At 71.0% G+C, this 24467-nt stretch carries 24 protein-coding genes and 1 rRNA gene; 17 read left to right on the top strand and 8 right to left on the bottom strand.

Translation table 11 applies throughout. The annotated features are described in order from the left end of the window. Window positions 1-232: 232 nt before the first annotated feature. From ACTT8P_RS33285 to pstB, 7 genes are all read left to right on the top strand, one after another. Window positions 233-2476 carry an RNA degradosome polyphosphate kinase gene (locus ACTT8P_RS33285; RefSeq protein WP_442835514.1) on the top strand — a complete coding sequence of 748 codons (2244 nt, stop codon included), beginning with the start codon at window positions 233-235 and terminating at the stop codon, window positions 2474-2476. A 187-nt stretch (window positions 2477-2663) separates the two neighbouring features. Next, entirely contained in the window at window positions 2664-3674 is a 1011-nt protein-coding gene (locus ACTT8P_RS33280) for a CHAD domain-containing protein (RefSeq protein ID WP_442835516.1), read from the top strand. A 30-nt stretch (window positions 3675-3704) separates the two neighbouring features. Next, window positions 3705-4133 carry an NUDIX hydrolase gene (locus tag ACTT8P_RS33275; RefSeq protein ID WP_442835513.1) on the top strand — a complete coding sequence of 143 codons (429 nt, stop codon included), beginning with the start codon at window positions 3705-3707 and terminating at the stop codon, window positions 4131-4133. Between the two features lie 271 nt (window positions 4134-4404). Further along, window positions 4405-5529, top strand: a complete 1125-nt coding sequence (gene pstS, locus ACTT8P_RS33270; RefSeq protein WP_442835512.1) for a phosphate ABC transporter substrate-binding protein PstS — start codon at window positions 4405-4407, stop codon at window positions 5527-5529. A gap of 137 nt (window positions 5530-5666) precedes the next feature. Further along, complete coding sequence (pstC, locus tag ACTT8P_RS33265) at window positions 5667-6671, top strand: phosphate ABC transporter permease subunit PstC (protein WP_442835511.1); 1005 nt, start codon at window positions 5667-5669, stop codon at window positions 6669-6671. After that, window positions 6668-7744 (top strand): phosphate ABC transporter permease PstA, encoded by a 1077-nt coding sequence (gene pstA, locus ACTT8P_RS33260; RefSeq protein WP_442835510.1) that lies wholly within the window; start codon window positions 6668-6670, stop codon window positions 7742-7744. The genes pstC and pstA overlap by 4 nt, the downstream gene beginning before the upstream one ends. Before the next feature lie 36 nt (window positions 7745-7780). After that, complete coding sequence (gene pstB / locus ACTT8P_RS33255; RefSeq protein WP_189421791.1) at window positions 7781-8557, top strand: phosphate ABC transporter ATP-binding protein PstB; 777 nt, start codon at window positions 7781-7783, stop codon at window positions 8555-8557. Between the two features lie 407 nt (window positions 8558-8964). Here the strand turns inward: pstB and ACTT8P_RS33250 are convergent, their stop codons facing one another. Both ACTT8P_RS33250 and ACTT8P_RS33245 read right to left on the bottom strand, forming a co-directional pair. Beyond that, window positions 8965-9963 (bottom strand): anion permease, encoded by a 999-nt coding sequence (locus tag ACTT8P_RS33250; RefSeq protein ID WP_442835509.1) that lies wholly within the window; start codon window positions 9961-9963, stop codon window positions 8965-8967. A 9-nt stretch (window positions 9964-9972) separates the two neighbouring features. Next, window positions 9973-10593 (bottom strand): DUF47 domain-containing protein, encoded by a 621-nt coding sequence (locus tag ACTT8P_RS33245; RefSeq protein ID WP_003974832.1) that lies wholly within the window; start codon window positions 10591-10593, stop codon window positions 9973-9975. A 217-nt stretch (window positions 10594-10810) separates the two neighbouring features. On the opposite strand from ACTT8P_RS33245, the gene ACTT8P_RS33240 reads away from it, so the two are divergent. Further along, window positions 10811-11164, top strand: a complete 354-nt coding sequence (locus ACTT8P_RS33240; protein WP_442835508.1) for a metal-sensitive transcriptional regulator — start codon at window positions 10811-10813, stop codon at window positions 11162-11164. Between the two features lie 6 nt (window positions 11165-11170). On the opposite strand, the gene ACTT8P_RS33235 is transcribed toward ACTT8P_RS33240, so the two are convergent. Continuing rightward, window positions 11171-11356 carry a hypothetical protein gene (locus ACTT8P_RS33235; protein WP_442835507.1) on the bottom strand — a complete coding sequence of 62 codons (186 nt, stop codon included), beginning with the start codon at window positions 11354-11356 and terminating at the stop codon, window positions 11171-11173. Window positions 11357-11427: 71 nt separating this feature from the next. Next, on the bottom strand, window positions 11428-12285 hold the full coding sequence (locus ACTT8P_RS33230) for a hypothetical protein (protein WP_442835506.1): 858 nt from the start codon (window positions 12283-12285) through the stop codon (window positions 11428-11430). A 76-nt stretch (window positions 12286-12361) separates the two neighbouring features. On the opposite strand from ACTT8P_RS33230, the gene ACTT8P_RS33225 reads away from it, so the two are divergent. Together ACTT8P_RS33225 and ACTT8P_RS33220 are read left to right on the top strand one after the other, a co-directional pair. Next, the gene (locus ACTT8P_RS33225) at window positions 12362-12541 is read left to right on the top strand and encodes a hypothetical protein (RefSeq protein ID WP_361155882.1); all 180 of its coding nucleotides are present in this window, start codon (window positions 12362-12364) and stop codon (window positions 12539-12541) included. Between the two features lie 51 nt (window positions 12542-12592). Beyond that, complete coding sequence (locus ACTT8P_RS33220) at window positions 12593-14176, top strand: FAD-binding oxidoreductase (RefSeq protein ID WP_442835505.1); 1584 nt, start codon at window positions 12593-12595, stop codon at window positions 14174-14176. 12 nt (window positions 14177-14188) lie between these two features. On the opposite strand, the gene ACTT8P_RS33215 is transcribed toward ACTT8P_RS33220, so the two are convergent. Both ACTT8P_RS33215 and ACTT8P_RS33210 read right to left on the bottom strand, forming a co-directional pair. Further along, window positions 14189-14905, bottom strand: a complete 717-nt coding sequence (locus tag ACTT8P_RS33215; protein ID WP_442835504.1) for a phosphatase PAP2 family protein — start codon at window positions 14903-14905, stop codon at window positions 14189-14191. Between the two features lie 222 nt (window positions 14906-15127). Next, window positions 15128-16072, bottom strand: coding sequence for a bifunctional lytic transglycosylase/C40 family peptidase (locus ACTT8P_RS33210; protein ID WP_442835515.1), 945 nt, complete (start codon window positions 16070-16072; stop codon window positions 15128-15130). A 558-nt stretch (window positions 16073-16630) separates the two neighbouring features. Between ACTT8P_RS33210 and ACTT8P_RS33205 the strand changes: the two genes are divergently transcribed. The 7 genes from ACTT8P_RS33205 to ACTT8P_RS33175 all read left to right on the top strand — a co-directional run bounded on the left by ACTT8P_RS33205 (window position 16631) and on the right by ACTT8P_RS33175 (window position 23718). Next, window positions 16631-16939 (top strand): hypothetical protein, encoded by a 309-nt coding sequence (locus tag ACTT8P_RS33205; protein WP_190204669.1) that lies wholly within the window; start codon window positions 16631-16633, stop codon window positions 16937-16939. 111 nt (window positions 16940-17050) lie between these two features. Next, window positions 17051-17185 (top strand): hypothetical protein, encoded by a 135-nt coding sequence (locus tag ACTT8P_RS33200; protein WP_442835503.1) that lies wholly within the window; start codon window positions 17051-17053, stop codon window positions 17183-17185. Further along, window positions 17182-17982, top strand: a complete 801-nt coding sequence (locus ACTT8P_RS33195) for a hypothetical protein (RefSeq protein WP_442835502.1) — start codon at window positions 17182-17184, stop codon at window positions 17980-17982. Before ACTT8P_RS33200 ends, ACTT8P_RS33195 begins: the two co-directional genes overlap by 4 nt. Continuing rightward, a complete protein-coding gene (locus ACTT8P_RS33190; protein WP_442835501.1) occupies window positions 17972-19315 on the top strand; it encodes a hypothetical protein in 1344 nt (447 codons plus the stop codon). Before ACTT8P_RS33195 ends, ACTT8P_RS33190 begins: the two co-directional genes overlap by 11 nt. Then, window positions 19312-20871: an SCO6880 family protein gene (locus ACTT8P_RS33185; protein ID WP_442835500.1), complete on the top strand. Its 1560-nt coding sequence runs from the start codon at window positions 19312-19314 to the stop codon at window positions 20869-20871. The genes ACTT8P_RS33190 and ACTT8P_RS33185 overlap by 4 nt, the downstream gene beginning before the upstream one ends. A 12-nt stretch (window positions 20872-20883) precedes the next feature. Next, window positions 20884-22296 carry an ATP-binding protein gene (locus ACTT8P_RS33180; protein ID WP_361155868.1) on the top strand — a complete coding sequence of 471 codons (1413 nt, stop codon included), beginning with the start codon at window positions 20884-20886 and terminating at the stop codon, window positions 22294-22296. Between the two features lie 15 nt (window positions 22297-22311). Then, window positions 22312-23718, top strand: coding sequence for a type IV secretory system conjugative DNA transfer family protein (locus tag ACTT8P_RS33175; RefSeq protein WP_442835499.1), 1407 nt, complete (start codon window positions 22312-22314; stop codon window positions 23716-23718). 1 nt (window position 23719) lies between these two features. Here ACTT8P_RS33175 and ACTT8P_RS33170 read toward each other — a convergent pair whose 3' ends face one another. After that, window positions 23720-24289, bottom strand: a complete 570-nt coding sequence (locus ACTT8P_RS33170; protein ID WP_442835498.1) for a GNAT family N-acetyltransferase — start codon at window positions 24287-24289, stop codon at window positions 23720-23722. A gap of 104 nt (window positions 24290-24393) precedes the next feature. Beyond that, window positions 24394-24467, bottom strand: a 5S ribosomal RNA gene (gene rrf / locus ACTT8P_RS33165); the annotation flags it as partial.

Below are 24467 nucleotides of genomic sequence, written 5' to 3'. Positions count from 1 at the left end.
ACCCGGGCGTCCGTCGGCGGCGGGCTCGCCGTACCCCCACGGCCCCGACCCACCCACCAGCTCCCGCCCCGGCACCGGCCCCGCACCCCCAAGCCGCCCCCCGCTATCCCCCACGCCATCTCCCCGTAACCACTGATTCAGACGAGCTTGCAACGCTCACCGAATGAAGCCCGTGCTCCCACCCGCGACGTCCGACGCGCCTGTCTCGCCGACAGCGCGGAAGAATGGGTTCATGAGCCAGCCGAACAGCCAGGCAGAGGTCCAGCACACGCAGCCCTCCGTGGGCTCCATCGCCGCGCACCGCCCGCACACGGTGGCCGCCGCGGTCTCCGACCTGGAGCCGGACATCGACTCCGACCTCGACGCGTACGAGGAGTCCGAGGACGCCCGCGCGGCGGACGGCTCCCCGCTCCCGCAGGGCCGCTTCCTCGACCGCGAACGCAGCTGGCTGGCGTTCAACGAACGCGTTCTGGAACTCGCCGAGGACCCGAGCACGCCCCTCCTCGAGCGGGCCAACTTCCTCGCGATCTTCGCCAGCAACCTGGACGAGTTCTTCATGGTCCGCGTCGCGGGCCTCAAACGCCGGATCACCACCGGCGTCGCCACCCGCTCCGCCTCCGGCCTCCAGCCCCGCGAGGTGCTGGAGATGATCTGGGCCCGCTCCCGCGAGCTCATGGCCCGGCACGCGGCCTGCTTCCAGGAGGACGTCCAGCCGGCCCTGGCCGACGAGGCCATCCACCTGGTCCGCTGGAAGGAACTGGCCGAGAAGGAACAGGCCCGCCTGTTCACCCTCTTCCGCCACCAGATCTTCCCGGTGCTCACCCCCCTCGCGGTCGACCCGGCGCACCCCTTCCCCTACATCTCGGGCCTCAGCCTCAACCTCGCGGTCGTCGTCCGCAACCCGGTCACCGGCCACCGCCACTTCGCCCGCGTGAAGGTCCCCCCGCTGCTGTCCCGCTTCCTCGAAGCGTCCCCGGGCCGCTACGTCCCCATCGAGGACGTGATCGCCGCCCACCTGGAAGAGCTCTTCCCGGGCATGGAGGTCCTGGAGAGCCACGCCTTCCGCGTCACCCGCAACGAGGACCTCGAAGTAGAAGAGGACGACGCCGAGAACCTCCTCAAGGCCCTCGAAAAAGAACTGATGCGCCGCCGCTTCGGCCCCCCGGTCCGGCTGGAGGTCGAGGAGAGCATCGACCGCGAGGTACTCGACCTCCTGGTCCGCGAACTCAAGATCACCGAAGCCGAGGTCTACCCGCTCCCCGGCCCGCTCGACCTCACCGGCCTGTTCCGCATCCACAGCCTGGACCGTCCGGAGCTGAAGTACCCGAAGTTCGTCGCCGGCACCCACCGCGACCTGGCCGAGGTCGAATCGGCCTCCGCGCCCGACATCTTCGCCGCGCTCCGCAGCAGGGACGTCCTCCTGCACCACCCGTACGACTCCTTCTCCACCTCCGTACAGGCGTTCCTGGAACAGGCGGCCGAGGACCCGGACGTCCTGGCCATCAAGCAAACCCTCTACCGCACCTCCGGCGACTCCCCCATAGTCAACGCGCTCATCGACGCCGCCGAGGCCGGCAAGCAGGTCCTGGTGCTGGTCGAGATCAAGGCCCGCTTCGACGAGCACGCCAACATCAAGTGGGCCCGCAAACTCGAAGAAGCCGGCTGCCACGTCGTCTACGGCCTGGTGGGTCTCAAAACCCACTGCAAGCTCTCCCTCGTCGTACGCCAGGAGGGCGAGACCCTCCGCCGCTACAGCCACGTCGGCACCGGCAACTACCACCCGAAGACCGCCCGCCTCTACGAGGACCTCGGCCTGCTCACCGCGGACCCGCAGGTCGGCGCCGACCTCTCGGACCTGTTCAACCGCCTCTCCGGCTACTCCCGCCGCGAGACGTACCGCAGGCTGCTGGTCGCCCCCAAGTCGCTGCGCGACGGCCTGGTCTCCCGCATCCACAAGGAGATCCAGCACCACCGCGCCGGCCGCCTCGCGTACGTCAAGATCAAGGTCAACTCGATGGTCGACGAGGCGGTCGTCGACGCCTGCTACCGGGCCGGCCAGGCGGGCGTCCCGGTCGACGTGTGGGTGCGCGGCATCTGCGCGCTGCGCCCCGGCGTGGACGGCCTGTCGGAGAACATCCGGGTGCGCTCGGTCCTCGGCCGGTTCCTGGAGCACTCCCGGGTCTTCGCGTTCGGCAACGGCGGCGAGCCGGAGGTGTGGTTCGGCAGCGCCGACATGATGCACCGCAACCTCGACCGCCGGATAGAGGCCCTGGTCCGGGTCACCGACCCGGCCCACCGGGCGGCCCTGTGCCGGCTGCTGGAAACCGGCATGTCCGACACCACCGCGTCCTGGCACCTCGGCCCGGACGGCGAGTGGACCCGGCACGCGACCGACGCGGACGGCCACCCCCTGCGCAACGTCCAGGAGATGCTCATAGACGCCCGGAGGCGCCGGCGTGGCACAGCGACACCTTGAACCGACGCACCCGTCCCAGCCGGACGCGGCACCGGCGAACCACAACGCACCCGCACCAGTGCACCCCAGCCCACCCGCACCCGCACCCGCACCCGCACCCGCACCCGCACCACTCACCGCAACCGCGTCGGCAACCGCAACCACATCCGCGACCGGCCCCGTAACCCCCGACGCCCTCGCCCACTACCTGCGCGCCCAGGCCACGGAGTTCCTCCGCGCCCTGCGCCTGCACCGGGAGAACGGCGCCGGCGCCCCCGTCGCGGACCACACCGACGCGCCCCGCGCCCTGCGCCGCGCCGCCCGCCGCATCAGCGGCAGCCTGCACACCTTCCAGGCACTGCTGGACGGCGACTGGTCGGAGGCCATCCGCCCGGAACTGGCCTGGCTGTCCGGCACGCTGGCGCTGGAACACGCGTACGCCTCCCGCCTGGACCGCCTGCTCCAGGCCCTGCACCGACTGTCCGGCCCGGCCTCCCCGGCCTCCCCGGCCTCTCCGGTCTCCGCCGGCTACCCGGACCCGCCGCCGCCCGGCCTCCCCGCCCAGCAGTCCGCGGACCGCGGCGCCCCCGACCGCGGCGCCCTCACCGTGGGCGCCGCGAAGGCCGGCGCCCTGCTGGACCGCCAGCTGACCCTGGCCCGCACCCGGGCCCACTCCACGGCGCTGCAAGCCCTCGGCAGCAGCCGCTTCCACGCCGTCGCCGACAAGGTCGCCGTGCTGGCCAGCGACGTCCCGCTGGTCCCCGGCGCGGCCGGCGCCGACCTGCGCCCGCTGGCCGCCGCCGCCGAGGACCGGCTCACCGACGCCGTGGCCGCACTGCCGCTGGTCACCGCCGGCAGCCCGTACAACGCGGCGGCGCTGATCCACGGCCTGTCCCCGGACCCGTCCCCGCACCCGCAGGACACCCCCTGGCACCAGGTCCGCCTGCTGCTGCGGCTGCACCGCTACGCCCGTGAGGTCGTCGTCGGCGACGACACCCCCGTCGGCGTCCGCCTGCTCGCCGCCGGCGAGGCCCTGGACCGGCACCGGGACGCCGCCGAGGCCGCCGCCGCGGCCGCGCAGGCGGCCCGCACCCCGCGGATCGCCCCGGCGACGGCGTACGCGCTGGGCGTGCTGCACGCCGACCAGCGGCATGAGGTGGAGGCGGCGAGGTACGCGTTCCAGCACTGCTGGCGCAAGGAACCGGCCGGCACACCGTAGGCGCGCCCGAGCACCGCAGGGGAGGACACCATGAGCAGCCCGGACGACCCCATGGTGCTGGCGGCCGGCTGCGTCCTGTGGCGCCGCCCGTCCCGGCCGGACCCGGCGGGCATCGAGATCTGTCTGGTCCACCGGCCGAAGTACGACGACTGGTCGCACCCCAAGGGAAAGCTGAAGCGCGGCGAGGACGCCCTCGCCGGCGCCCTGCGTGAGGTCGCCGAGGAGACCGGGCACACCGCCGCGCCGGGCCCGGAACTGCCCACCGTGCGCTATCTGGCCGACGGCCGCCGCAAGCAGGTGCGGTACTGGGCCGCCGAGGCCGTCTCCGGCGCGTTCCGTCCGAACGACGAGGTCGACCGCGTGCTGTGGCTGACGCCCGACGCCGCCCGCGCCCGGCTCACTCGACCGAGGGACCGGACCCTGGTCGACGCCCTGCTGACCACGGCCCGCCTGCCATAGTCGTCGCGACAGCCCGCCGGAATCACTCCGTGTCCTCGACGTAAGCGTTCCGTGACCTCACCGCACCGTCCCCAGGGGTTCACCCCACGTTCATTTATGGCCATCGGCGCCTTCACCTGTTCTGCCTAATTTCGGCCTTACCCGATACGGGTCGCACCTAGAAAACGCGTCCGTATCGCACGGCCTTCATCACAGCCTTCACCACCAGCAGCACCCCAGCTTTCGCACGCCGCCGAATCAGGACGGCGGCCTCAGGAAGGAAATTCCTCAAGTGAAGCTTCAGCGCAAGAACCGGCGGGCCCTCGCTCTCGGTGCTCTCGCCGTCTCCGGCGCCCTGGCCCTCACGGCGTGCGGCTCCGACGACACCGGTGACACCGGCAGCGGCGACGCGTCGGCCACCACCCAGGCCAGCAGCATCGACTGCGGCGACGCCTCGGGCCAGCTCCAGGCGTCCGGTTCGTCCGCCCAGAAGAACGCGATCGACGCCTGGGTGAAGCAGTTCGCCGCGGCGTGCAAGGGCGTGCAGATCAACTACAACCCCACGGGTTCGGGCGCCGGTGTCACGGCGTTCACCCAGGGCCAGACCGCGTTCGCCGGTTCGGACTCCGCGCTGAAGCCCGAGGAGATCACGGCCTCCAAGAAGGTCTGCTCCAGCGGCCAGGGCATCGACCTGCCGATGGTCGGCGGCCCGATCGCGGTGGCCTTCAACGTCCCGGGCGTCGACTCGCTCACCCTGGACGCGGCCACCCTCGCGCAGATCTTCGACAGCCAGATCACCAACTGGAACGACGACGCGATCGCCAAGCTCAACCCCGACGCGAAGCTTCCCGACCTGAAGATCCAGGCGTTCCACCGCTCGGACGAGTCCGGCACCACGGACAACTTCACCAAGTACCTGAAGGCCGCCGCGCCCGACGACTGGAGCTACGAGCCGGGCAAGTCCTGGGAGGCCAAGGGCGGCCAGTCCGCCTCGGGCTCCTCCGGCCTCGCGCAGCAGGTCACGCAGACCTCCGGCGCCATCTCCTACTTCGAGCTGTCCTACGCCAAGGACATCTCCACGGTCGACATCAAGACCGAGGCCGCCGAGCCGGTCAAGGCCACCGTCGAGAACGCGACCGCCGCCATCGGCGCCGCCAAGGTCGTCGGCACCGGCAAGGACCTCGCGCTGGAGCTGGACTACACCCCCTCCGCCGACGGCGCGTACCCGATCACCCTGGTGACGTACGAGATCGTCTGCGACAAGGGCAACAAGGCCGAGACCCTCCCGGCCACCAAGTCCTTCCTGAACTACATCGCCTCCGAGGACGGTCAGGGCCTGCTGGCGGACGCCGGCTACGCCCCGATGCCCGACGAGATCATCACCAAGGTCCGCGAGACCATCTCGGGCCTGAGCTGACCCGAGTGCGGTCAGGTTCCCCGGTCCGCCGGAGGGCCTGACCGCACCGTCCGGTGCACCGCCGCCAGGAGCCCCCGAGACGCGGGCGGCTCCGTCCGGGCCGTCCCCCACGACGGCTCCGCAGACCGGAGAACCCGATGGACATATCGACACAGAATCCCGCAGCCCCACCAACTCCGCAGCCGACCGAGGCCGACGCCAAGCGCGCCGCCCGCGGCGCCACCCGCCCCGGAGACCGGATCTTCCTCGGCCTCTCGCGCGGCTCCGGCATCTTCGTCCTGGTCCTGATGGCCGCCATCGCGGCGTTCCTGGCCTACCGCGCCGTGATCGCGATCAGCAAGGACGAGGCCAACTTCTTCACCAGCTTCGACTGGAACCCCAGCGGCGTGCCGCCGCAGTTCGGCATCGCGGTCCTCGCCTTCGGCACCGTCGTGTCGTCGGTGATCGCCATGGCCATCGCGGTCCCGATCGCGGTCGGCATCGCGCTGTTCATCACCCACTACGCCCCGCGCAAGCTCGGCGGCACGATCGCCTACGTGATCGACCTGCTCGCCGCCGTGCCGTCCATCGTGTACGGCCTGTGGGGCGCCCTGGTCCTCGTACCGCATCTGAACGGCCTCTACGGCTGGCTGGACACCTACCTCGGCTGGACCGGCATCCTCGAGTGGAACGGCGGCGCCCCGCGCTCGCTGCTCACCGTCGGCATCCTGCTCGCGATCATGATCCTGCCGATCATCACCAACGTGAGCCGCGAGGTCTTCCGGCAGGTCCCGCAGATGCACGAGGAAGCGGCCCTGGCGCTCGGCGCCACCCGCTGGGAGGTCATCCGCATGTCGGTCCTCCCCTTCGGCCGCTCCGGCGTCATCTCCGCCTCGATGCTGGGCCTCGGCCGCGCGCTCGGCGAGACGATGGCCGTCGCGATGGTGCTGTCGCCGAGCTTCGACATCACCGCCAGCCTGCTCGACCCGGGCGGCGGCACGTTCGCCCAGAACATCGCCAGCAAGTTCAACGAGGCGACCGAGATGGGCCGGGACGCGCTGATCGCGTCCGGTCTGGTGCTCTTCGTGATCACCCTGCTGGTCAACGGCGCGGCCCGCCTGATCATCGCCCGCCGCAAGGAGTACTCGGGGGCCAACGCATGAGCAACGCGACTCTCACCGACCAGACCGGGCAGCGCCCGCCCAGTTCCCTCAAGGGCGCGACCCTGCCGAAGTGGTTCGCGTGGGCGGTGGCCGCGGGCGCGATCCTGCTGGGCATCGGCATCAGCTTCGCGGCCGGCCTGGACAGCTCCATCCAGTGGGCGCTGATCGCGGCGGTCCTCTTCGTGGCCGGCTCCTACGGCATCTCGGCCAGGGTCGAGGGCCGCCGGCAGGCCAAGGACCGGGTGGCGACCAGCCTGGTCTGGGTCGCCTTCATCCTGGCCGTGATCCCGCTGCTGTCCCTGGTCTGGACGACCGTCAAGCGCGGCGTCAAGGTCCTGGACGGGTACTTCCTCAGCCACTCGATGGGCGTGGTCGCCGACACCGAGCCCGGCGGCGGCATCTACCACGCCATCCTCGGCTCCCTGGAGCAGGTCGGCCTGGCCACCGTGATCTCGGTGCCGATCGGTGTGCTGACCGCGGTCTACCTGGTCGAGTACGGCCGGGGCCGGCTGGCCAAGGCGGTCACCTTCTTCGTCGACGTGATGACGGGCATCCCGTCGATCGTCGCGGGTCTGTTCATCCTCAGCCTGTGGATCCTGATCCTGGACATGGGCTACTCCGGCTTCGCCGGTTCGATGGCGCTGACCATCCTGATGATCCCGGTCGTGGTCCGCTCGACCGAGGAGATGCTGAAGCTCGTCCCGAACGAGCTGCGCGAGGCGTCGCTGGCGCTGGGTGTGCCGAAGTGGCGCACGATCCTGAAGGTGGTCCTGCCGACCTCCATCGGCGGCATCACCACCGGCATCATGCTGGCCGTGGCCCGCATCGCCGGTGAGACGGCTCCGGTGCTGCTGCTGGTGTGGGGGTCCAACTTCATCAACAGCAACCCCTTCAAGGACCCGCAGGCGTCGCTGCCGATGTACATCTACCTCCAGTTCACCAACAGCGGCGGCCAGGGCGCGGCGTACGACCGTGCCTGGGCGGCGGCGCTGACGCTGATCGCGTTCATCATGATCCTCAACCTGGTGGCCCGCGGCATCGCCCGCTGGAAGGCTCCCAAGACCGGTCGCTAAGGCCCTCGACCCGACCCGAAAGAAGCAGTGATTCACATGGCCAAGCGCATCGATGTCAGCGGCCTCAACGCCTACTACGGCTCCTTCCTGGCCATCGAGGACATCTCGATGACGGTCGAGCCCCGTTCCGTGACGGCCTTCATCGGCCCGTCCGGCTGCGGCAAGTCCACGTTCCTCCGCACGCTCAACCGCATGCACGAGGTCACCCCCGGTGGCCGGGTCGACGGCAAGGTCATGCTCGACGACGAGAACCTGTACGGTCCCGGGATCGACCCGGTGGCGGTGCGGCGCGAGGTCGGCATGGTCTTCCAGCGCCCGAACCCGTTCCCGACCATGTCCGTCTACGACAACGTGGCGGCGGGTCTGCGGCTCAACGGCCGGTACAAGAAGTCCGAGATGGACGACGTGGTCGAGAAGTCGCTGAAGGGCGCGAACCTCTGGAACGAGGTGAAGGACCGCCTGAACAAGCCGGGCTCCGGTCTCTCCGGCGGCCAGCAGCAGCGGCTGTGCATCGCCCGCGCGATCGCGGTCGAGCCGAACGTCCTGCTGATGGACGAGCCCTGCTCGGCCCTGGACCCGATCTCCACCCTCGCCATCGAGGACCTGATCGGTGAGCTGAAGGAGCGCTTCACGATCGTCATCGTGACGCACAACATGCAGCAGGCGGCGCGGGTCTCGGACCGCACGGCGTTCTTCAACCTGGCGGCGGTCGGCCAGCCCGGCAAGCTGATCGAGATCGACGAGACCGAGCGGATCTTCTCCAACCCGTCGGTGCAGGCCACGGAGGACTACATCTCCGGCCGCTTCGGATAGACCCCTCGTGGTGCTGCATGGCGGTGCCACCACGAGGAACGGCCCGCCCCCGGCTCCCGGGGGCGGGCCCTTTGTCCTGTACGCCTGCGGCGGCCTGCGCGTAGCGCCCACTCTTTGGTTGTGGGTCGGGGCCGGGGCGGGGGGTGTCCGTCCTCGGAACGGCGCGGAATCGGCCTGTTACGGGGGTGAACCGGGCCGACGCGCCAACCACTGCGGGCGGACACCCCCCACCCCGCCCCCTTCCCGCCGCGGGCGAGCGCGCGTACGTACCCCGCTCGGCGGCGAACGGCGGACGGGGTACGGCGGGCAACCACGCCCCGCGCGGCCGCGTACTCGCAGGCGGCGCGTGGCCGCGTCACCGCGCCAGCGCCGGGTCGCGCGAACGCCCCGCCCCGACGCCCCTCACGTCACAGAAACGCCAACTGAACAACCCAGAACGACACCGCAGCCACCACCGCGGCCGCCGGCATCGTGATGAACCAGCCCAGCACGATGTTCTTGGCCACGCCCCAGCGAACCGCGTTCACCCGCTTCGTCGCCCCCACGCCCATGATCGACGAGGTGATGACGTGCGTCGTGGAGATGGGCGCGTGGAAGAGGAAGGACGTGGCGAACATGATCGACGCACCGGTGGTCTCCGCCGCGAACCCCTGCGGCGGATCAAGTTCGATGATCTTCCGCCCCAGCGTCCGCATGATCCGCCAGCCCCCGGCATACGTGCCCAGCGACAGCATCAGCGCGCAGACGATCTTCACCCAGACCGGAATCGGATCGCCGTAGTCCTCGACGTCGGCGATGACCAGCGCCATCACCACGATGCCCATCGTCTTCTGCGCGTCCTGGAGGCCGTGCCCGAGCGCCATGCCCGCCGCCGACACCGTCTGCGCGATCCGGAAACCCCGCTTCGCCTTGTGCGGGTTGGACTTCCGGAACAGCCACATGATCGCCGTCATGACCAGGTACCCGATGACCAGGCCGACCACCGGCGAGATGAACATCGGCAGGATGATCTTGTCGACGACGCCACCCCAGTACACCTTCGTACCGCCTGCCAGCGCCGCGCCCACCATCCCGCCGAACAGCGCGTGCGAGGAGGACGAGGGCAGGCCGAAGTACCAGGTGACGAGGTTCCAGACGATCGCCCCGATCAGCGCGGCGAAGAGGATGCCCATCCCCGTCGAGCCCTCGGGCGTCTCGATCAGCCCCTCGCTGACCGTCTTGGCGACCCCGGAGCCGAGGAACGCGCCGGCCAGGTTCATCACGGCGGCCATCGCGAGCGCCGCCCGGGGCGTCAGCGCCCGGGTCGACACGGACGTCGCGATCGCGTTGGCCGAGTCGTGGAAGCCGTTGGTGTAGGTGAAGAAGAGCGCGACCGCGACGGTCACGATCAGAGCGAAGGTGTCCATGACGTGGGCTCAGGACTCCTTGACCGCGATGGTCTCCACCGTGTTCGCCACGTGCTCGAATGCGTCGGCCGCTTCCTCCAGGACGTCCACGATCTGCTTGAGCTTCAGCACCTCGATGGCCTCGTACTTGCCGTTGAAGAGGTGGGCGAGCAGCTTGCGGTGGATCTGGTCGGCCTGGTTCTCCAGCCGGTTGACCTCGATCCAGTACTCGGTGAGGTTGTCCATCGTGCGCAGGTTGGGCATCGCCTCGGCGGTCAGCTCGGCGGCCCGGGCCAGCACCTCGATCTGCTGCTCGACGCCCTTGGGCAGTTCCTCGACGTTGTAGAGGACGACGAGGTCGACGGCCTCCTCCATGAAGTCCATGATGTCGTCGAGGGACGACGCGAGGTTGTAGATGTCCTCACGGTCGAACGGTGTGATGAACGAGGAGTTCAGCTGGTGGAAGATCGCGTGCGTCGCGTCGTCACCGGCGTGTTCCGCGGCCCGCATACGCTCTGCGATCTCGGCCCGGGCGGATGCGTCCGCCCCGAGCAGTTCCATCAGGAGTTTCGAGCCCGTGACGATGTTGTCCGCGGACGCGGCGAACATGTCGTAGAAGCTCGTCTCCCTGGGGGTCAGACGAAAGCGCACGTGGGGTCCTCGGTATGCATCGGTTTCGGTCAGGCTGATGCTAGGCGCATCATCCGGCCACGGCTAACGGGCCGTCCCCCAGTGTCGCCCATCAGGCACAGTGATGAGCAGGGGGGCGACTCGGGGCCTGTCCGCCAAGGGCCCTATACCCAGCGAAATTCGTTACCATATACCCACCAGGGGTATATGTCGGCGAGCTGTCTCACAGGAGGACGCGATGACGACCACAGAGGCCGGCGCCGGAGCGCCCTCCACCGGGACCGACGTGGTCACGGACCACGACCGCGGGGTGCACGGCTACCACAAGCAGAAGGACGAGCACCTCAAGCGGCTGCGCCGGATCGAGGGCCAGATCCGGGGCCTTCAGCGGATGGTCGACGAGGACGTCTACTGCATCGACATACTCACCCAGGTCTCCGCCTCCACCAAGGCCCTCCAGTCCTTCGCCCTCCAACTCCTGGAGGAGCACCTGCGCCACTGCGTCGCGGACGCGGCCCTCAAGGGCGGCACCGAGATCGACGCCAAGGTGGCGGAGGCGACCAAGGCGATCGGGCGGCTGCTGCGCACCTGAGGGCCGTCAGCTCCCGGTGGCGCGCCTGGCGCGTTCCCGTTCCTCGGCCACCCGCAGCACCTCGTCGATGCTCTCCAGGCTGAGCCGGTCCCGCGCCGCCGACGCCGCGATGATCAGGTCCCCGCACAGTTCGATCTCGGCGAGGGCCACGTGGTCCTGAACCGCCGTACCGCCGACCGGAGCCACGCGCATCACCTCGTCTCTGCCAGTACCGGCTTCCTAGAGTAGGGAGCGCTTCACCCACCGCGCATGGCACGGACGGGCTAGTCCTCCTTGACAGCGGGCTCCTCGGCGATCTTGCCGGTGTAGATGTCGTCCGCGTCCGGCAGCCGCACGGCGACGCGGACGCCGAAGTCGTAGAGGAGGGTCGTGGAGGCCACCGCGACAGGGCCGGCCCGCCGGCTGTTGGCGAAATCGAACCGGTGCCGGAGCTTGCGGACCCGGCCCCGGTCGTCGAGGTAGACGTCGAACGGCACCCGGGCGCTGGCGAACCCTTTCGCCGCCGCGCGCAGCGAGATCCGGGCCCCGCCGGTGGCCCGCTCGGCGGCCCGTACCAGGTCGGCGGTGCCCCGGTAGTGGGACACCGGGGTGCCCGCGACCGCCGTCCGTCCGACGTACTGGGCCCGCTGGGTGCCGCGCAGCACCTCCGCGGCGGCGAGCGGATCGGTGGCGCCGCCGGTCACCAGGTTGCCGTCGGACAGCGTCGCCGTCTCGACCCGGACCCATTTGTCGGCCGGGACGCCGGCGCCCCGGTTCTTCATGAAGAGCGCGCCGGGGGTCAGCAGTTCGGTGATCGGGCGCCGGTCGCCGCTGCCCGCCGGGTCCTCGGGCAGCAGGACCTTCAGCCGCCCGCGCCGCCCGGCGAAGTCGTAGCGGCCCTCGCCGCGAATGGTGACCCGGGTGCCGCCGCTGGCCATCTGCATCGACGTACGGGTCTTGGCGCTGCCCGCCGCCACCAGCCGGTCGGCGGCGCCGCGCACGGTCCGGACCGGGTCGGCGGCGCCGGCGCGGGCCCCGGGCGCCACGGCGGCGGTGTCGGAGCAGCCGCCGGCGCCCAGCGCGAGGCAGGCCGCGGCACCCGCCGCGCCCAGCCGCCGGTGCTGTCCCTGCCGCCTGGTCATCGCCTGCCCACCCTCGTCCCGGGCCACCCGTCGCCGGGCTTAACGACGCCCGGCCGACCCCGGTAACGTGGTCGCCGTGGCACAGCAGGACGGTCTTGACGCTCCCCGGGACCTCCCGGACCTTCCGGAACACACCACTACGACGGTCGAGCAGGGCCCGTTCTGCTCGGCCCGCTGCTCCTGCGGCTGGCGCGGCCCGGCCCGCCGGGCCAGAAGTCTGGCCAGAACCGACGCCCGCGAGCACGCCGGCCCTTGACCGGCCGGCCGCCGCCGGAACCTCCGGCCCCTCCTCCCCGTCTCGTTCCACATGGACCGGCGTACTTTCCTCGGCGGCGCCGCGGGCGCCGGCCTGACCGCGACGGTGACGACGACGGCCGCCTGCGACACCGGCGACGGCGCGGGCGACGACACGGGTGATGGCGCGGGCGACGGCAAGGGCAGCCGCCCACCGGTGAGCGGCTCCCGTACGCCCGCCGCGTCCGCCCCCGCCGACTGGACCGCCCTCGCCCGCTCGCTCGACGGCACCCTGGTCCGCCCCGGCGACGCCGACTGGGCACCCGCCCGGCAGCTCTACAACACCCGCTTCGACACCCTGCGGCCCGCCGCCGTCGCCTACGTCGCGCACGCCGACGACATCCGCACCGCCCTCGCCTACGCCCGCGCCCACCGGGTCCGCCCGGCGATCCGGGGCGGCGGCCACTCCTACGCGGGCTGGTCCTCCGGCGACGGCCGGCTGATCGTCGACGTGTCCCGGCTGGACGCCGTGCGGACCTCCGGCGACGCGGCGGTCGTCGGCGCCGGGGCCCGGCTGATCGACGTCTATCGCGGGCTGGCCGCCAAGGGCGTCACCGTCCCGGCCGGTTCCTGCCCCACCGTCGGCATCGGCGGCCTCGCGCTCGGCGGCGGCCACGGGGTCGTGTCCCGCGCCTACGGCCTGACCTGCGACAGCCTGACCGGAGCGACCCTGATCACGGCCGACGGCAGCACGCTCACCGCGACCGCCGACGACCACCCCGACCTGTTCTGGGCCCTGCGCGGCGCCGGCAACGGCAACTTCGGCGTGGTGACGGAGCTGCGGTTCCGTACCCACCAGGCGGCCCGCGGCGTCACCGCGTACCTGACCTGGCCCTGGGAGCGGGCCGCGGCCGTGGTCGGCGGCTGGCAGGAGTGGGGGCCGGACCAGCCCGACGAGATCTGGTCGTCGCTGCACCTGGACAGCGTGGCCGGCGGCACGCCCACCGTCGCCGTCTCCGCGTTCTCGCTCGGCGGCTACGGCGACCTCCAGAACGCCGTCGACCGCCTCGCCGACCGGATCGGCGCCCCGGCGAGCGGCGTCGACCTGAACCGGCACACCTACCAGGAGACGATGGACGCGTACGCCGGCTGCGCGTCCTTCGCCGAGAGCACCCGCTGCCGGCTGCCCGGCACGGTCCCGGGCCGCTCCCCGGACGGCGCCCTGGAGCGGGAGACGTACGCGGCCCGCTCCGACTTCTTCGACCGCTCACTGTCGGCGGCCGGTATCCGCACCCTGCTGGCGCAGCTGCGCTCGGTGCGCGGCGGCACCGGCAGCGTCGCGTTCACCGCGCTCGGCGGGGCGGTCAACCGGGTCTCCCCGACGGCCACCGCCTTCGTGCACCGCCGCTCCCGGCTGCTCGCCCAGTACCTGGTCGCCTGGCCGGCCGGCCAGAGCGGCGCCACCGGCCGGTCCTGGCTGAGCGCCGCGCACCGCGCCATGCGGCCGCACGCCTCGGGCGCCGCCTACCAGAACTACACCGACCCGGAGCTGACGGACTGGCGGACGGCGTACTACGCGGACGCCGCGCCCCGGCTGGCGAAGGTGAAGCAGCGGTACGACCCGGACCGCCTGTTCACCTTCCCGCAGGCTCTGTGAGCGGCCCGCCGACTACGCGGCGAGGTCCCGCTCGCCCGCCTCGGTCGGCTCCCGCTCGGCGCGGGCGCCCGGGATCACCGCGTCCCGTCCCCCGCGCGCGGCTCGCCCCCGTGCGCTGATCAGCCACCCCGCGCGCGGGGAGCGCTCGATCGCCCGGGCCAGCGGGGTCAGCAGGGCCATGGCGACCGGCGAGAGCAGCAGCGCCACCGCGGTGCCCAGCGCGAAGCCGCCGACCACGTCGGTCGGGTAGTGCACGCCCATGTAGACCCGGCAGAGCCCGCCGAGCAGCGCCAGCACGATCGCGACGACGCCGAACTTGCGGCGGGTCACGAAGAGGGCGACGGCCATCGCCATCAGCAGGGTGGCGTGGTCGCTGACGAAGGAGAAGTCGTTCTTGCCGTCGACGAGGACGTCCAGGCCCTGGTGGTCCTTGAACGGCCGGGGCCGCTCCACGAACCCCCGGATCGGCACGTTGACCAGCACCGCGAGGCCGGCCGCGAGCGGTGCCCAGGCCAGCGCGGCCACCGCCGGGGCGGCGTCCTCGCCGCCCCGCCGCCGCACGCCCCACCAGCACCACAGCACGAGCGCGACGATGGCGAACAGCAGCCCGTACTCACCGACGAACTCCATGATCCGGTCGAACCAGTGCGGCGCGTCCTTGGCCAGGCCGTTGATGTCGTAGAGCAGGTCGACGTCGGGGTTCGACCCGGATTCGGCGAGTCCAGCCATGGTGCTGCGGCCCCTTCGTCATGTTCTTCGGCGCGTCCTTGCGCGCGCCGCTCCTGCCACCCCCGTGGTTGTAGATCCGCTGGGCGTCCGCCGGTTCGCACACCTACGCCAACAGGAACGCACGGCCCCCGTTGTTCCGTTCCACACTCCACCGAATGATCACGCAGACGTTATCGAAGAGAGACTCATCACCGCAGCTCAGGGGAGGGGTTCACGCTCGGTTCAGGCGTTGCCGGGCAGCGCTTTCGCGCCATCCTCGGTCACCCGGGTGGCACCGAAGTAGTCCGGGGTGTCGATCGGGTCGAACCGGATCACGGCGCCCGTACGCGGCGCATCGATCATGTAGCCGCCACCGACATAGATCCCGACATGCCGGATCGCACGGGAATTGGTCAGGTCGTCCGAGAAGAACACCAGATCGCCGGGGAGCAGCTCGTCCCGGGCCGGGTGCGGTCCCGCGTTGTACTGGTCGTTGGCGACCCGGGGCAGAGTGATGCCCACCGAGTCGTAGGCGGCCTGGGTCAGACCCGAGCAGTCGAAGCGTCCGCCCTGGTCAGCGGTGCCGGTGCCGCCCCAGAGATAGGGCGTGCCGAGCTTGCCCTGGGCGTAGGTGATGGCTCCGGCGGCCTGCTCGGAGGGGTCGACCCGGGTCTCGGGCGCCGCGAAGCTCTCGGCGAGCGTGGTGATCGTCTTGACGTAGTTCCGGGTCTCCGCGTACGGCGGAACGCCCTGGTAGCGGATCACCGCGTCCGGGCCGGCGTTGTAGGCGGCCAGCATGTTTTCGGTCAAGTTCCCGGGCACGCTCTTCACGTACGACGCGAGGGAGCAGTCGTAGGCGGCCGCCGACGGGATCGCGTCGGCCGGGTCCCACACGTCCCGGTCGCCGTCGCCGTCCCCGTCCACGCCGTGCGTCGCCCAGGTGCCGGGGATGAACTGCGCTATCCCCTGGGCCGCGGCCGGGCTCTGCGCCTTGGGGTTGAAGCCGCTCTCCTGGTAGAGCTGCGCGGCGAGCAGGGCCGGGCTGATGGCGTCGCACTGCCGGCCCGCCTTGGCCACCAACGGCTCGTACGCGGCGGGCACCGCCCCCTTGGCCAGATTCTTCGTGCCGCCGTTCACACCGTTGGCCAGATTTCCGGCGACCATGTACACGCCGACCACGAGCAGCATGACGAAGCCGGTCCCGAGACCGACCGCCGCACCACCGAGCACCCACACTTTTCGCACGGCTCAACCTTGCCCCACACAGCCGCTGTTCAGCACTCCCTCCCGCAAGAGTGGCGCTATTCGGCCTCGAACCGGCCGACCTGACGTCTTGACAGACCGCCGGCCCCCCGCCCTCCGCACCGAAGGCCCTCACACAACAGAGGTAGCCTTCGCCCACGGAACGAGTGAACCCGCTCACCCACTCGCCCGACGGCCCGGCCACCCAGCGGACCTGACGGACCGTAGAGGGGCCTAACGACGAAACCACACGCCAGGTTCCGCTTCAGCCTGATTGCCCGGCGTGACCTGCCGTGATACACAGAGTGACCATGTGATTCCTTGTCCTCGGCCCGCACGCCTGCGTGAGCGCCCGGCGTGAACCGGTGGCAAGCTATTCGTACGAAACCCGCCAATCAATGACGCCAAGTCGACATACGACAGCGGCATTGTCGGCGACAATGAGGCCTGACCTCTGCACGACCGCAGAGGATGCGGAACTACCCACCAGGGGCGGTGACTTACATGCTCTTTGCGGCCGACAAGGGAGACATCAACACCATCATCGGCGGGATCGCTCCGGACTGGGGCCCCTTCGGTGCGCTGGGGACCGAGGCGAAGACGATGGTCCAGGTCGTCATGGCGGTCGCCATCCTGCTCTGCCTCGGCATCGCCATCTGGGGCGCCGCCAAGCAGCGCATCGGCGCCACCGCGCTGCGCGACACGTTCAGCGCCGAGCAGGGCAAGGGCCTCATCATCGCCGGTCTGACGGGCGTCTTCATCATCGGATCGCTCGGCACGCTGTTCACCATCGTCTACGGCATGGCCGTGTAGCCGGCCTCCGGTCCGAGAAGCCCGCCGCCGCGGGTACGCCGGCCTCCCGTTTCCTTCCTCCCCAACCACCACCCGCCCGTCGTGCCCCCCGGCTGAGGTTGCGTCACCCTGATGTCGAGTCACCACACCGCGCCCGCGCGGCATCCAGCGCGGCTACCGTCGTACTACTACGGCTACTACGGCTACTACGGCACGGGGTACGGGCACGAGGTCACACACGACGTCGAGGGGGCGTACGCGGCATGAGTCTCGGAGACGATCACCGGGCCTCCGGCGATTACGGCGGCACCCGCACCCGGCTGCCCGAGGGCGACGGCGACCCGTACGGCGCCCCGCGCAGAGCCGGCCGGTCCTCCTCCCGGAGCCTGGTCACGGTGGTCGGCGTGGTGGTCGTCCTGATCGCCGCGATCGCCTTCGCGAACCGTGGCGGAGACGATTCCGCGACCTCGGCGGAATCCGCCGGCAAGCCCAAGACCTCGGCGACGGCCCCGACCGGGAACCAGCCGGTCGGCTCCAACTTCGCCCACGACGAACAGGGCGCGCAGAGCGCCGCGGCCAACTACGCGGTGACCCTCGGCTCCGCCGGCATGTTCGCCAAGGACACCCGGCACGAGATCGTCGACGCGCTGTACACACCGGCCGCGGCGGCCGAACTCAAGGGCCCGATGGACGCGGCGTACTCGGCCGCGTTCCTCGCCAAGCTGGGACTGGACGCCGCCGGCGAGGCCCCCGAGGGCAGCACCTTCGTCTCCCGGACGACTCCGCTCGGCGCCACCGTCGAGAGCTACACCGCCACCGACGCCAAGGTCTCCGTCTGGTCCATGGGCCTGCTGGGCATGGCCGGCGAGAAGTCCACCCTCCCCGTCACCACGACGTGGCACACCTGGACGGCCGACCTGCGCTGGACCGACGGCGACTGGAAGATCGTCAAGGACACACAGAAAGACGGCCCCGCCCCGGTCCCCGGCGACGACCGGGCCGCCACGTCCGAAGAGATCAGCAAGGCCATCGAGGAGTACGGAGGGTTCACGTATGCCCGGTAACCCGCGTCGTGCACTCAAGCTGGCCGGAGCGCTGACGGCCGTACAGACCGCTGTCGTCCTGCTGGCGACGCGAGCCGTCGCCGCGCCCACCCCCGACCCCTCACCGAGCGGCAGCCCCTCGCCGTCGTCGTCGTTCGACTGCAGCAACATCTCCGGCGAGGCGAAGGACCTCTGCGAGCAGGGCAACGGCATCACCGACGGCACCACCCCGTCCGTCGACAGCACCGCCGACCCCCTCTCCTCCCTCGCCAAGGGCTGCGCCGAGGCCGCCGCCTGGACCGTGGACAAGCTCAGCGAGGCCGTGAAGGACACCGCCAACGTCGACTTCACCAACCCCAAGTTCCTCCAGCAGTACGCCGTCGTCTTCGCCGCCTCCACCATCCTCACCCTGGTGCTGTGGCTGCTGGCGGTCGCCAAGCGCGCCGTGCGCGGCGTCCCGCTGGCCACCGCGCTGTCCGAGGCGGTCGGCTTCCTCTGGCTGACCGTCCTCGCCTCCGCCTTCACGCCGCTGATCCTCTACACCGTCGTCTCCGCCACCGACGGCGTCACCGAGGTCCTCGCCAAGGCCACCGGCGACCAGACGGACACGTTCTTCGGCACCTTCTCCGGCGCCCTGGAGAAGGGCGAGGACATCGGCGGCGGCCCGATCATGCTGATCGTGGTCTCCCTGGTCTCCATCCTCGCGGCCGGCGTCCTGTGGCTGGAACTGGTCATCCGCGCCGCCCTGCTCTACGTCGGCGCCCTGCTCGGCACCGTGGTCTACGCCGGCCTGGTCGACAAGAACCTGTGGGGCCACGTCCGCCGCTGGGCCGGGATCATGATCGCCGTGATCCTGGTCAAACCGGTCATCGTGATCGTCCTCGGGCTGGCCGGCGCGCTCTCCGCCGACGACGGACCGGACGCCTTCTCCGCCGTAGTCTCCGGCCTCGCCATCATCCTGCTGGCCATCTTCGCCTCCGCGATGATCTACCGCTTCGTCCCCGGCTTCGGCGACGAGATCGCCGGCTCCCGCAACAACCGTCTGATGCAGGGCGCCGAGAACAAGGCCGCCGCCGTGATCAGCAGCCCCGCCACCCTCGTCGCCCAGGGCATCAAGACCCACTCCACCCGCCACAACGGCGACGGCGGCGGCCAGAGCGGCGGCTCCGCCGGCGCCCGCCCGGCCAACCCCGCCTCCGGCGGCGTCGCCGCGCACAGCACCCGCCCCTCGGGCGGCGGCGGAACGGTTCCCTCCGCCGCTCCCGCGCCGCGCTCCGGCAGCCCGCTGAACTCTCCCCACGCCGGCAACACCCGCAACAGCGGTACCAAGAGCACAGGAGGTGACGGGCGTTGACGACCGAGTCCCACGTCTCTCATCCGGTCGCGCCCCGCCGTACGTATCTGATCGGCCGCGCCCGGCCGAACGCGATCGTCGGCCGCAACCGCGAGACCGGCGAGATCGCGCTGATCGTCGTGGGCGCGTTCCTCGGCATGATGTGCGGGCTGCTGGTCCCCGTCCTCGCCCTGCGCATCGTGCTGCTCGCCGGTTTCCCCATGCTCGCGCTGGCCGCGGTCTACGTGCCGTACAAGCACCGCACGTTCTACAAGTGGTTCGAGATCAACCGCAGCTACAAGCGCACCCTGCGCACCGGCACCACGTACCGGTCCGGCGCCGTCGAGGCCGGCACCCGCATCGACGGCCGCGAGGTCGAGGTCGGCCCGCCGCCCGGCATCGGCCGCATCACCTGGCTGGCCGCCCCCTTCGGCCCCGACGAGATCGCCGTACTCCTGCACGCCGACCGCAAGACGGTCACCGCCGCCATCGAGATCGAGGGCCCCGGCGTCGGCCTGCGCGACTCCGAGGACCAGGAAGCCCTGGTCGACCGGTTCGGCACGCTGCTCAAGCACGTGGCCAACGGCGACGGCTTCGTCACCCGCCTCCAGATGCTCGCCCGCACGCTGCCCGCCGACCCGGACGCGCACGCCAAGGACGTCTCCCAGCGCGGCGACGAGAAGTCCCCGCCCTGGCTCCAGCAGTCCTACGACCAGCTCCAGTCGATGGTCTCCACCAGCAGCGAGCAGCACCGCGCCTACCTGGTCGCCTGCATGCACTTCACCCGGGAACTGGCCGCCGAGGCCAACGCGATGGCCCGCGCCTCCCGCCCGCACGGCGGCCGCAAGCTGGACCGCGACGCCGGCCTCGCGGTGGTCATGGCCCGCGAGCTGACCGACATCTGCTCGCGCCTCCAGGAGGCCGACATCCGGGTCCGCCAGCCGCTCGGCCAGGGCCGGCTCGCCTCCCTGGTGCACTCCATGTACGACCCGGACCACCCCATCGACCACATCCAGGCGATGACCAAGCGCAACGCCTGGCCGGCCGAGCTGGACGCCATGGAGCCCACCTACCTCCAGGCCAAGACCCGCGAGTCGGCCACCCGCGCCCCCTGGTGCCACGCCACCGCCTGGGTGAAGGAGTGGCCGATGACCCCGGTCGGCGTCAACTTCCTCGCCCCGCTGCTCGTGCACACCCCGGACGTCATCCGCACGGTCGCCGTCACCATGGACCTCGAACCCACCGAGGTCGCCATCGAGCGCATGCTGACCGAGAAGACCAACGACGTGGCCGAGCAGTCCCGCGCCGCCAAGATGAACCGCACCGTCGACCCGCGCGACATGGCCGCCCACGACCGCCTGGACCAGCGCGGCGAGGACCTCGCCAGCGGCGCGGCCGGCGTCAACCTGGTCGGCTACATCACCGTCTCCTCCCGCAACCCCGAGGCCCTCGCCCGCGACAAGCGGACGATAAGGGCGTCGGCCGGCAAGTCGTACCTGAAACTGGAGTGGTGCGACCGCGAGCACCATCGCGCCTTCGTGAACACGCTTCCGTTCGCCACCGGCATCCGAAGGTAGGGGCTGAGCCTGATGCGGGATCCGCTGACCATCCTCACCGAGGCCTTCACGTCCTTCCTGTTCGGGAAGGTGGAGACGACCCGCCTGCCGGTCCGCACCTCCACGGGCCAGGCCCAGGCCGTCTACCTCCCCACCGCCGCCCCCGGCCTCGGCGACTCCGGCGTGATCATCGGCCGCGAGGTCTACTCCGGCAAGGGCTACATCTACGACCCCTTCCAGCTCTACGGCCAGCAGCTGCCGGCCCCGCACTGGCTGGTCCTCGGCGAATCCGGCAACGGCAAGTCCGCCCTGGAGAAGACGTACGTCATGCGCCAGCTCCGCTTCAAGGACCGCCAGGTCGTCGTCCTGGACGCGCAGGGCGAGGACGGCGTCGGCGAGTGGAACCTCATCGCCGAGGAGCTGGGCATAACGCCCATCCGGCTGGACCCGACGGCCGCCCTGGACCTCGGCATCCGCCTCAACCCCCTCGACCCGGCCATCACCACCACCGGCCAGCTGGCCCTCCTGCGCACCATCATCGAGGTCGCCCTCGGCCACGGCCTGGACGAACGCGCCGGCTTCGCCCTGAAGGTCGCGCACGCCTACGTCAACGAGACGATCGTCGAACGCCAGCCGGTCCTCACCGACATCGTCGAACAACTCCGCCACCCGGAACCCGAATCAGCCGAGGCGATGAACGTCGCCATAGACGACGTACGGGCCTGGGGCCTGGACGTCGCCCTGGTCCTGGACCGCCTGGTCGACGGCGACCTGCGCGGCATGTTCGACGGCCCCACGACCGTGGGCATCGACCTGGACGCCCCGCTGATCGTCTTCGACCTCTCCCACATCGACCGCAACTCCATCGCCATGCCGATCCTGATGGCGATCGTCGGCGTGTGGCTGGAGCACACCTGGATCCGCCCCGACCGCAAGAAGCGCATCTTCCTGGTCGAGGAAGCCTGGCACATCATCAACAGCCCGTTCGTGGCCCAGCTCTTCCAGCGCCTGCTGAAGTTCGGCCGCCGCCTGGGCCTGTCCTTCGTCGCGGTCGTCCACCACCTGTCCGACGTGGTGGACGGCGCGGCGGCGAAGGAAGCGGCCGCGATCCTGAAGATGGCCTCGACAAGGACGATCTACGCCCAGAAGGCCGACGAGGCCCGCGCCACCGGCCGCGTCCTGGGCCTCCCCCGCTGGGCGGTGGAGATCATCCCGACCCTCACTCCCGGCATCGCCGTCTGGGACGTCAACGGCAACGTCCAGGTGGTCAAACACCTGATCACCGAGACCGAACGCCCGCTGGTCTTCACCGACCGCGCGATGACCCAGTCCTCCGCCGACTTCGCCGACGACGCCCTGCGCGCCGCCGAACTGGAGGCCGAGGAGCGGGCGGCGGCCTTCGTGGAACAGCACCTCGGCGACTCGTCCGAATCGACGGTGGCGTAGAAGGGGAACGAACGGATGAGACCGGACGACCGGCGGACGGACGGCCACAGCGGCGGCGGCATCCCCGACGGCCTGCTGCTCGGCATCCTCGGCTTCCTCCTCGGCATGACCGTGTTGGTGTGGACGGCGACCGGCCTGTCCGCCCTGTTCGCGCACGGCGCCTGGCCCGGCGGCCTCACCTTCACCCACACCCCGCTGGCCATGCGCCACCTGATCGCCCACCCGCACGACCTGCCCGGCGCCTGGCCCGACCTCCCCGCCGCCGCCCTGTCCGGCTACGGCCTGTTCTGGGGCCTGTTCATCGGCCAGCTGATGATCCTGGTGGTCCTCACCGTCTTCGTCCTGGGCACCCTCGCGAGATGGCGGGCGGTACGGCACCGCAGGCGGGAAACCCCACCACCGCCCCATGAGGTCCCCACCCCAAGAGCACCGCTACCGGAGACGCCCGCCGCACCCGAGCCCTTCAACCGGGTGGGTGGGTGGGAAAAATCGCCTGCCGAAGGCGCGGTCCGCTACGCCCCCCGCGAAACCCACCACACCACCGCCACCGAAACCCTCACCGACGCCGAAGGCCCGGCCCTCGTCCTCACCTCAAACCCCGCCCTCTGGCAGGAAACAAAAGACGCCCGAGCCAAACTCGGCCCCGTCCACCTCTACGACCCCACCCACCGCTGCGACACCCCGGACCGCCTGCACTGGTCCCCCACCAGCGGCTGCGAGGAAAAGGAAACAGCCACCGCCAGAGCCACCGCCCTCCTGGCCCCCGTACGCCCCACCGCCCGCCTGGACCAGGCGATCACCGACACCGCGGTCACCCTCCTGCGCAGCTACCTGCACGCCGCCGCCGTGGACACCCGCACCGTCCGCCACGTCCACCGCTGGTCCCAGGGCACCCAGGTCCAGGACGCCGTGCGCATCCTCCGCACCAACCCCAAAGCGACCCCCGGCGCGGCCGGCGAACTAGAGGCGGCCCTCACCGCACACCCCGAACGCCGCGACATGGCCCACCAGTTGACCACCCGCGCGCTGGCCGCCCTCTCCACCCTCAACATCCGCGAGAGCTGCACCCCACACCGAACCGACACCCTCGCCCTGGATTCCTTCATCCACGAAGGGGGAACGCTGTACGTGGTAGGTGAACCCATCGAGGATCCCAGGACGGCCCCCGGCGCGATGCCTCTCCTGACGGCCCTCGTCTCCAGCGTGGTCGAGCACGGCCGGCGCATGGCCGAACGGTCATCCTCCGGTCGGCTCGACCCACCATTGGCACTCGTCCTCGACGACGTCGCCGCGGTGGCCCCGCTCCCCCAGCTCCCGGAGCTGCTGACCACCGGAGCGGACCGGGGCCTGCCCACCCTGGCCCTGCTCCGCTCCCGCGAACAGGCCCGCGCCCGCTGGCCGCACGACGAACTGCCGGTCTGACTCAGCCCCACTCGTCGAGCACGTACTCCACCTCGCACTCCCCCGAAGCATCCGTCCGCAGACTCACCGTCCGCCCGCTCGGCACGAACCCGAGCTTGCGATACAGCCCCCGCGCCCGCTCGTTGTCCTGATGCGCGTAGAGCCGCATCCGCTCCACCCCGCGCCCCCACGCCCACTCCAGGCCGGCCGCGAACAGCGCCTTGGTCAGCCCGCTCCCGCGCCACTCGGGCCGCACATACACCCCGACGACATGCCCCTGCCGGCGCTCCACGGGAAACCCCGCCCAGTCCGTCGTCCCGGCCTCCTCGATCAGCACGGTCACCGTCCCGAGCCACGCCCCGCCCGGCCCCTCGGCGATCACCTGCCGCACCCGCTCGGAGTCCTCCGCGCCCCCGGCCGCCCGCTCCCGCCAAAAGCCGTCCGGCCGCGCCACGGCCTCCTCGTACGTGTCCAGGAACGCGAGGTGCGCGACCGGGTCCCGCAGCATCCGCAGGGCCAACTCCCGCACGGCCGTCCACTCGCCGGCACGGACCGGCCGGATCAGGTAGTCACCAGGAGGCGAGGAAGTCATGCCGGTCAAGGTAGTACCCCAGCGCAACCCTCCTCACCTCATTTACGCTCGGAACGCAGAAAACCCCCGCATCTCACGATGCGGGGGTTTCCACTACAAAAATTGTTCGGCGGCGTCCTACTCTCCCACAGGGTCCCCCCTGCAGTACCATCGGCGCTGTAAGGCTTAGCTTCCGGGT

Origin of the sequence: Streptomyces sp. JW3, from assembly GCF_052216785.1 — a bacterium.
Taxonomy (GTDB): Bacteria; Actinomycetota; Actinomycetes; order Streptomycetales; family Streptomycetaceae; genus Streptomyces.
Note: the sequence above shows the minus strand (reverse complement) of the source record. Positions and strands in the feature narration are given on the sequence as shown.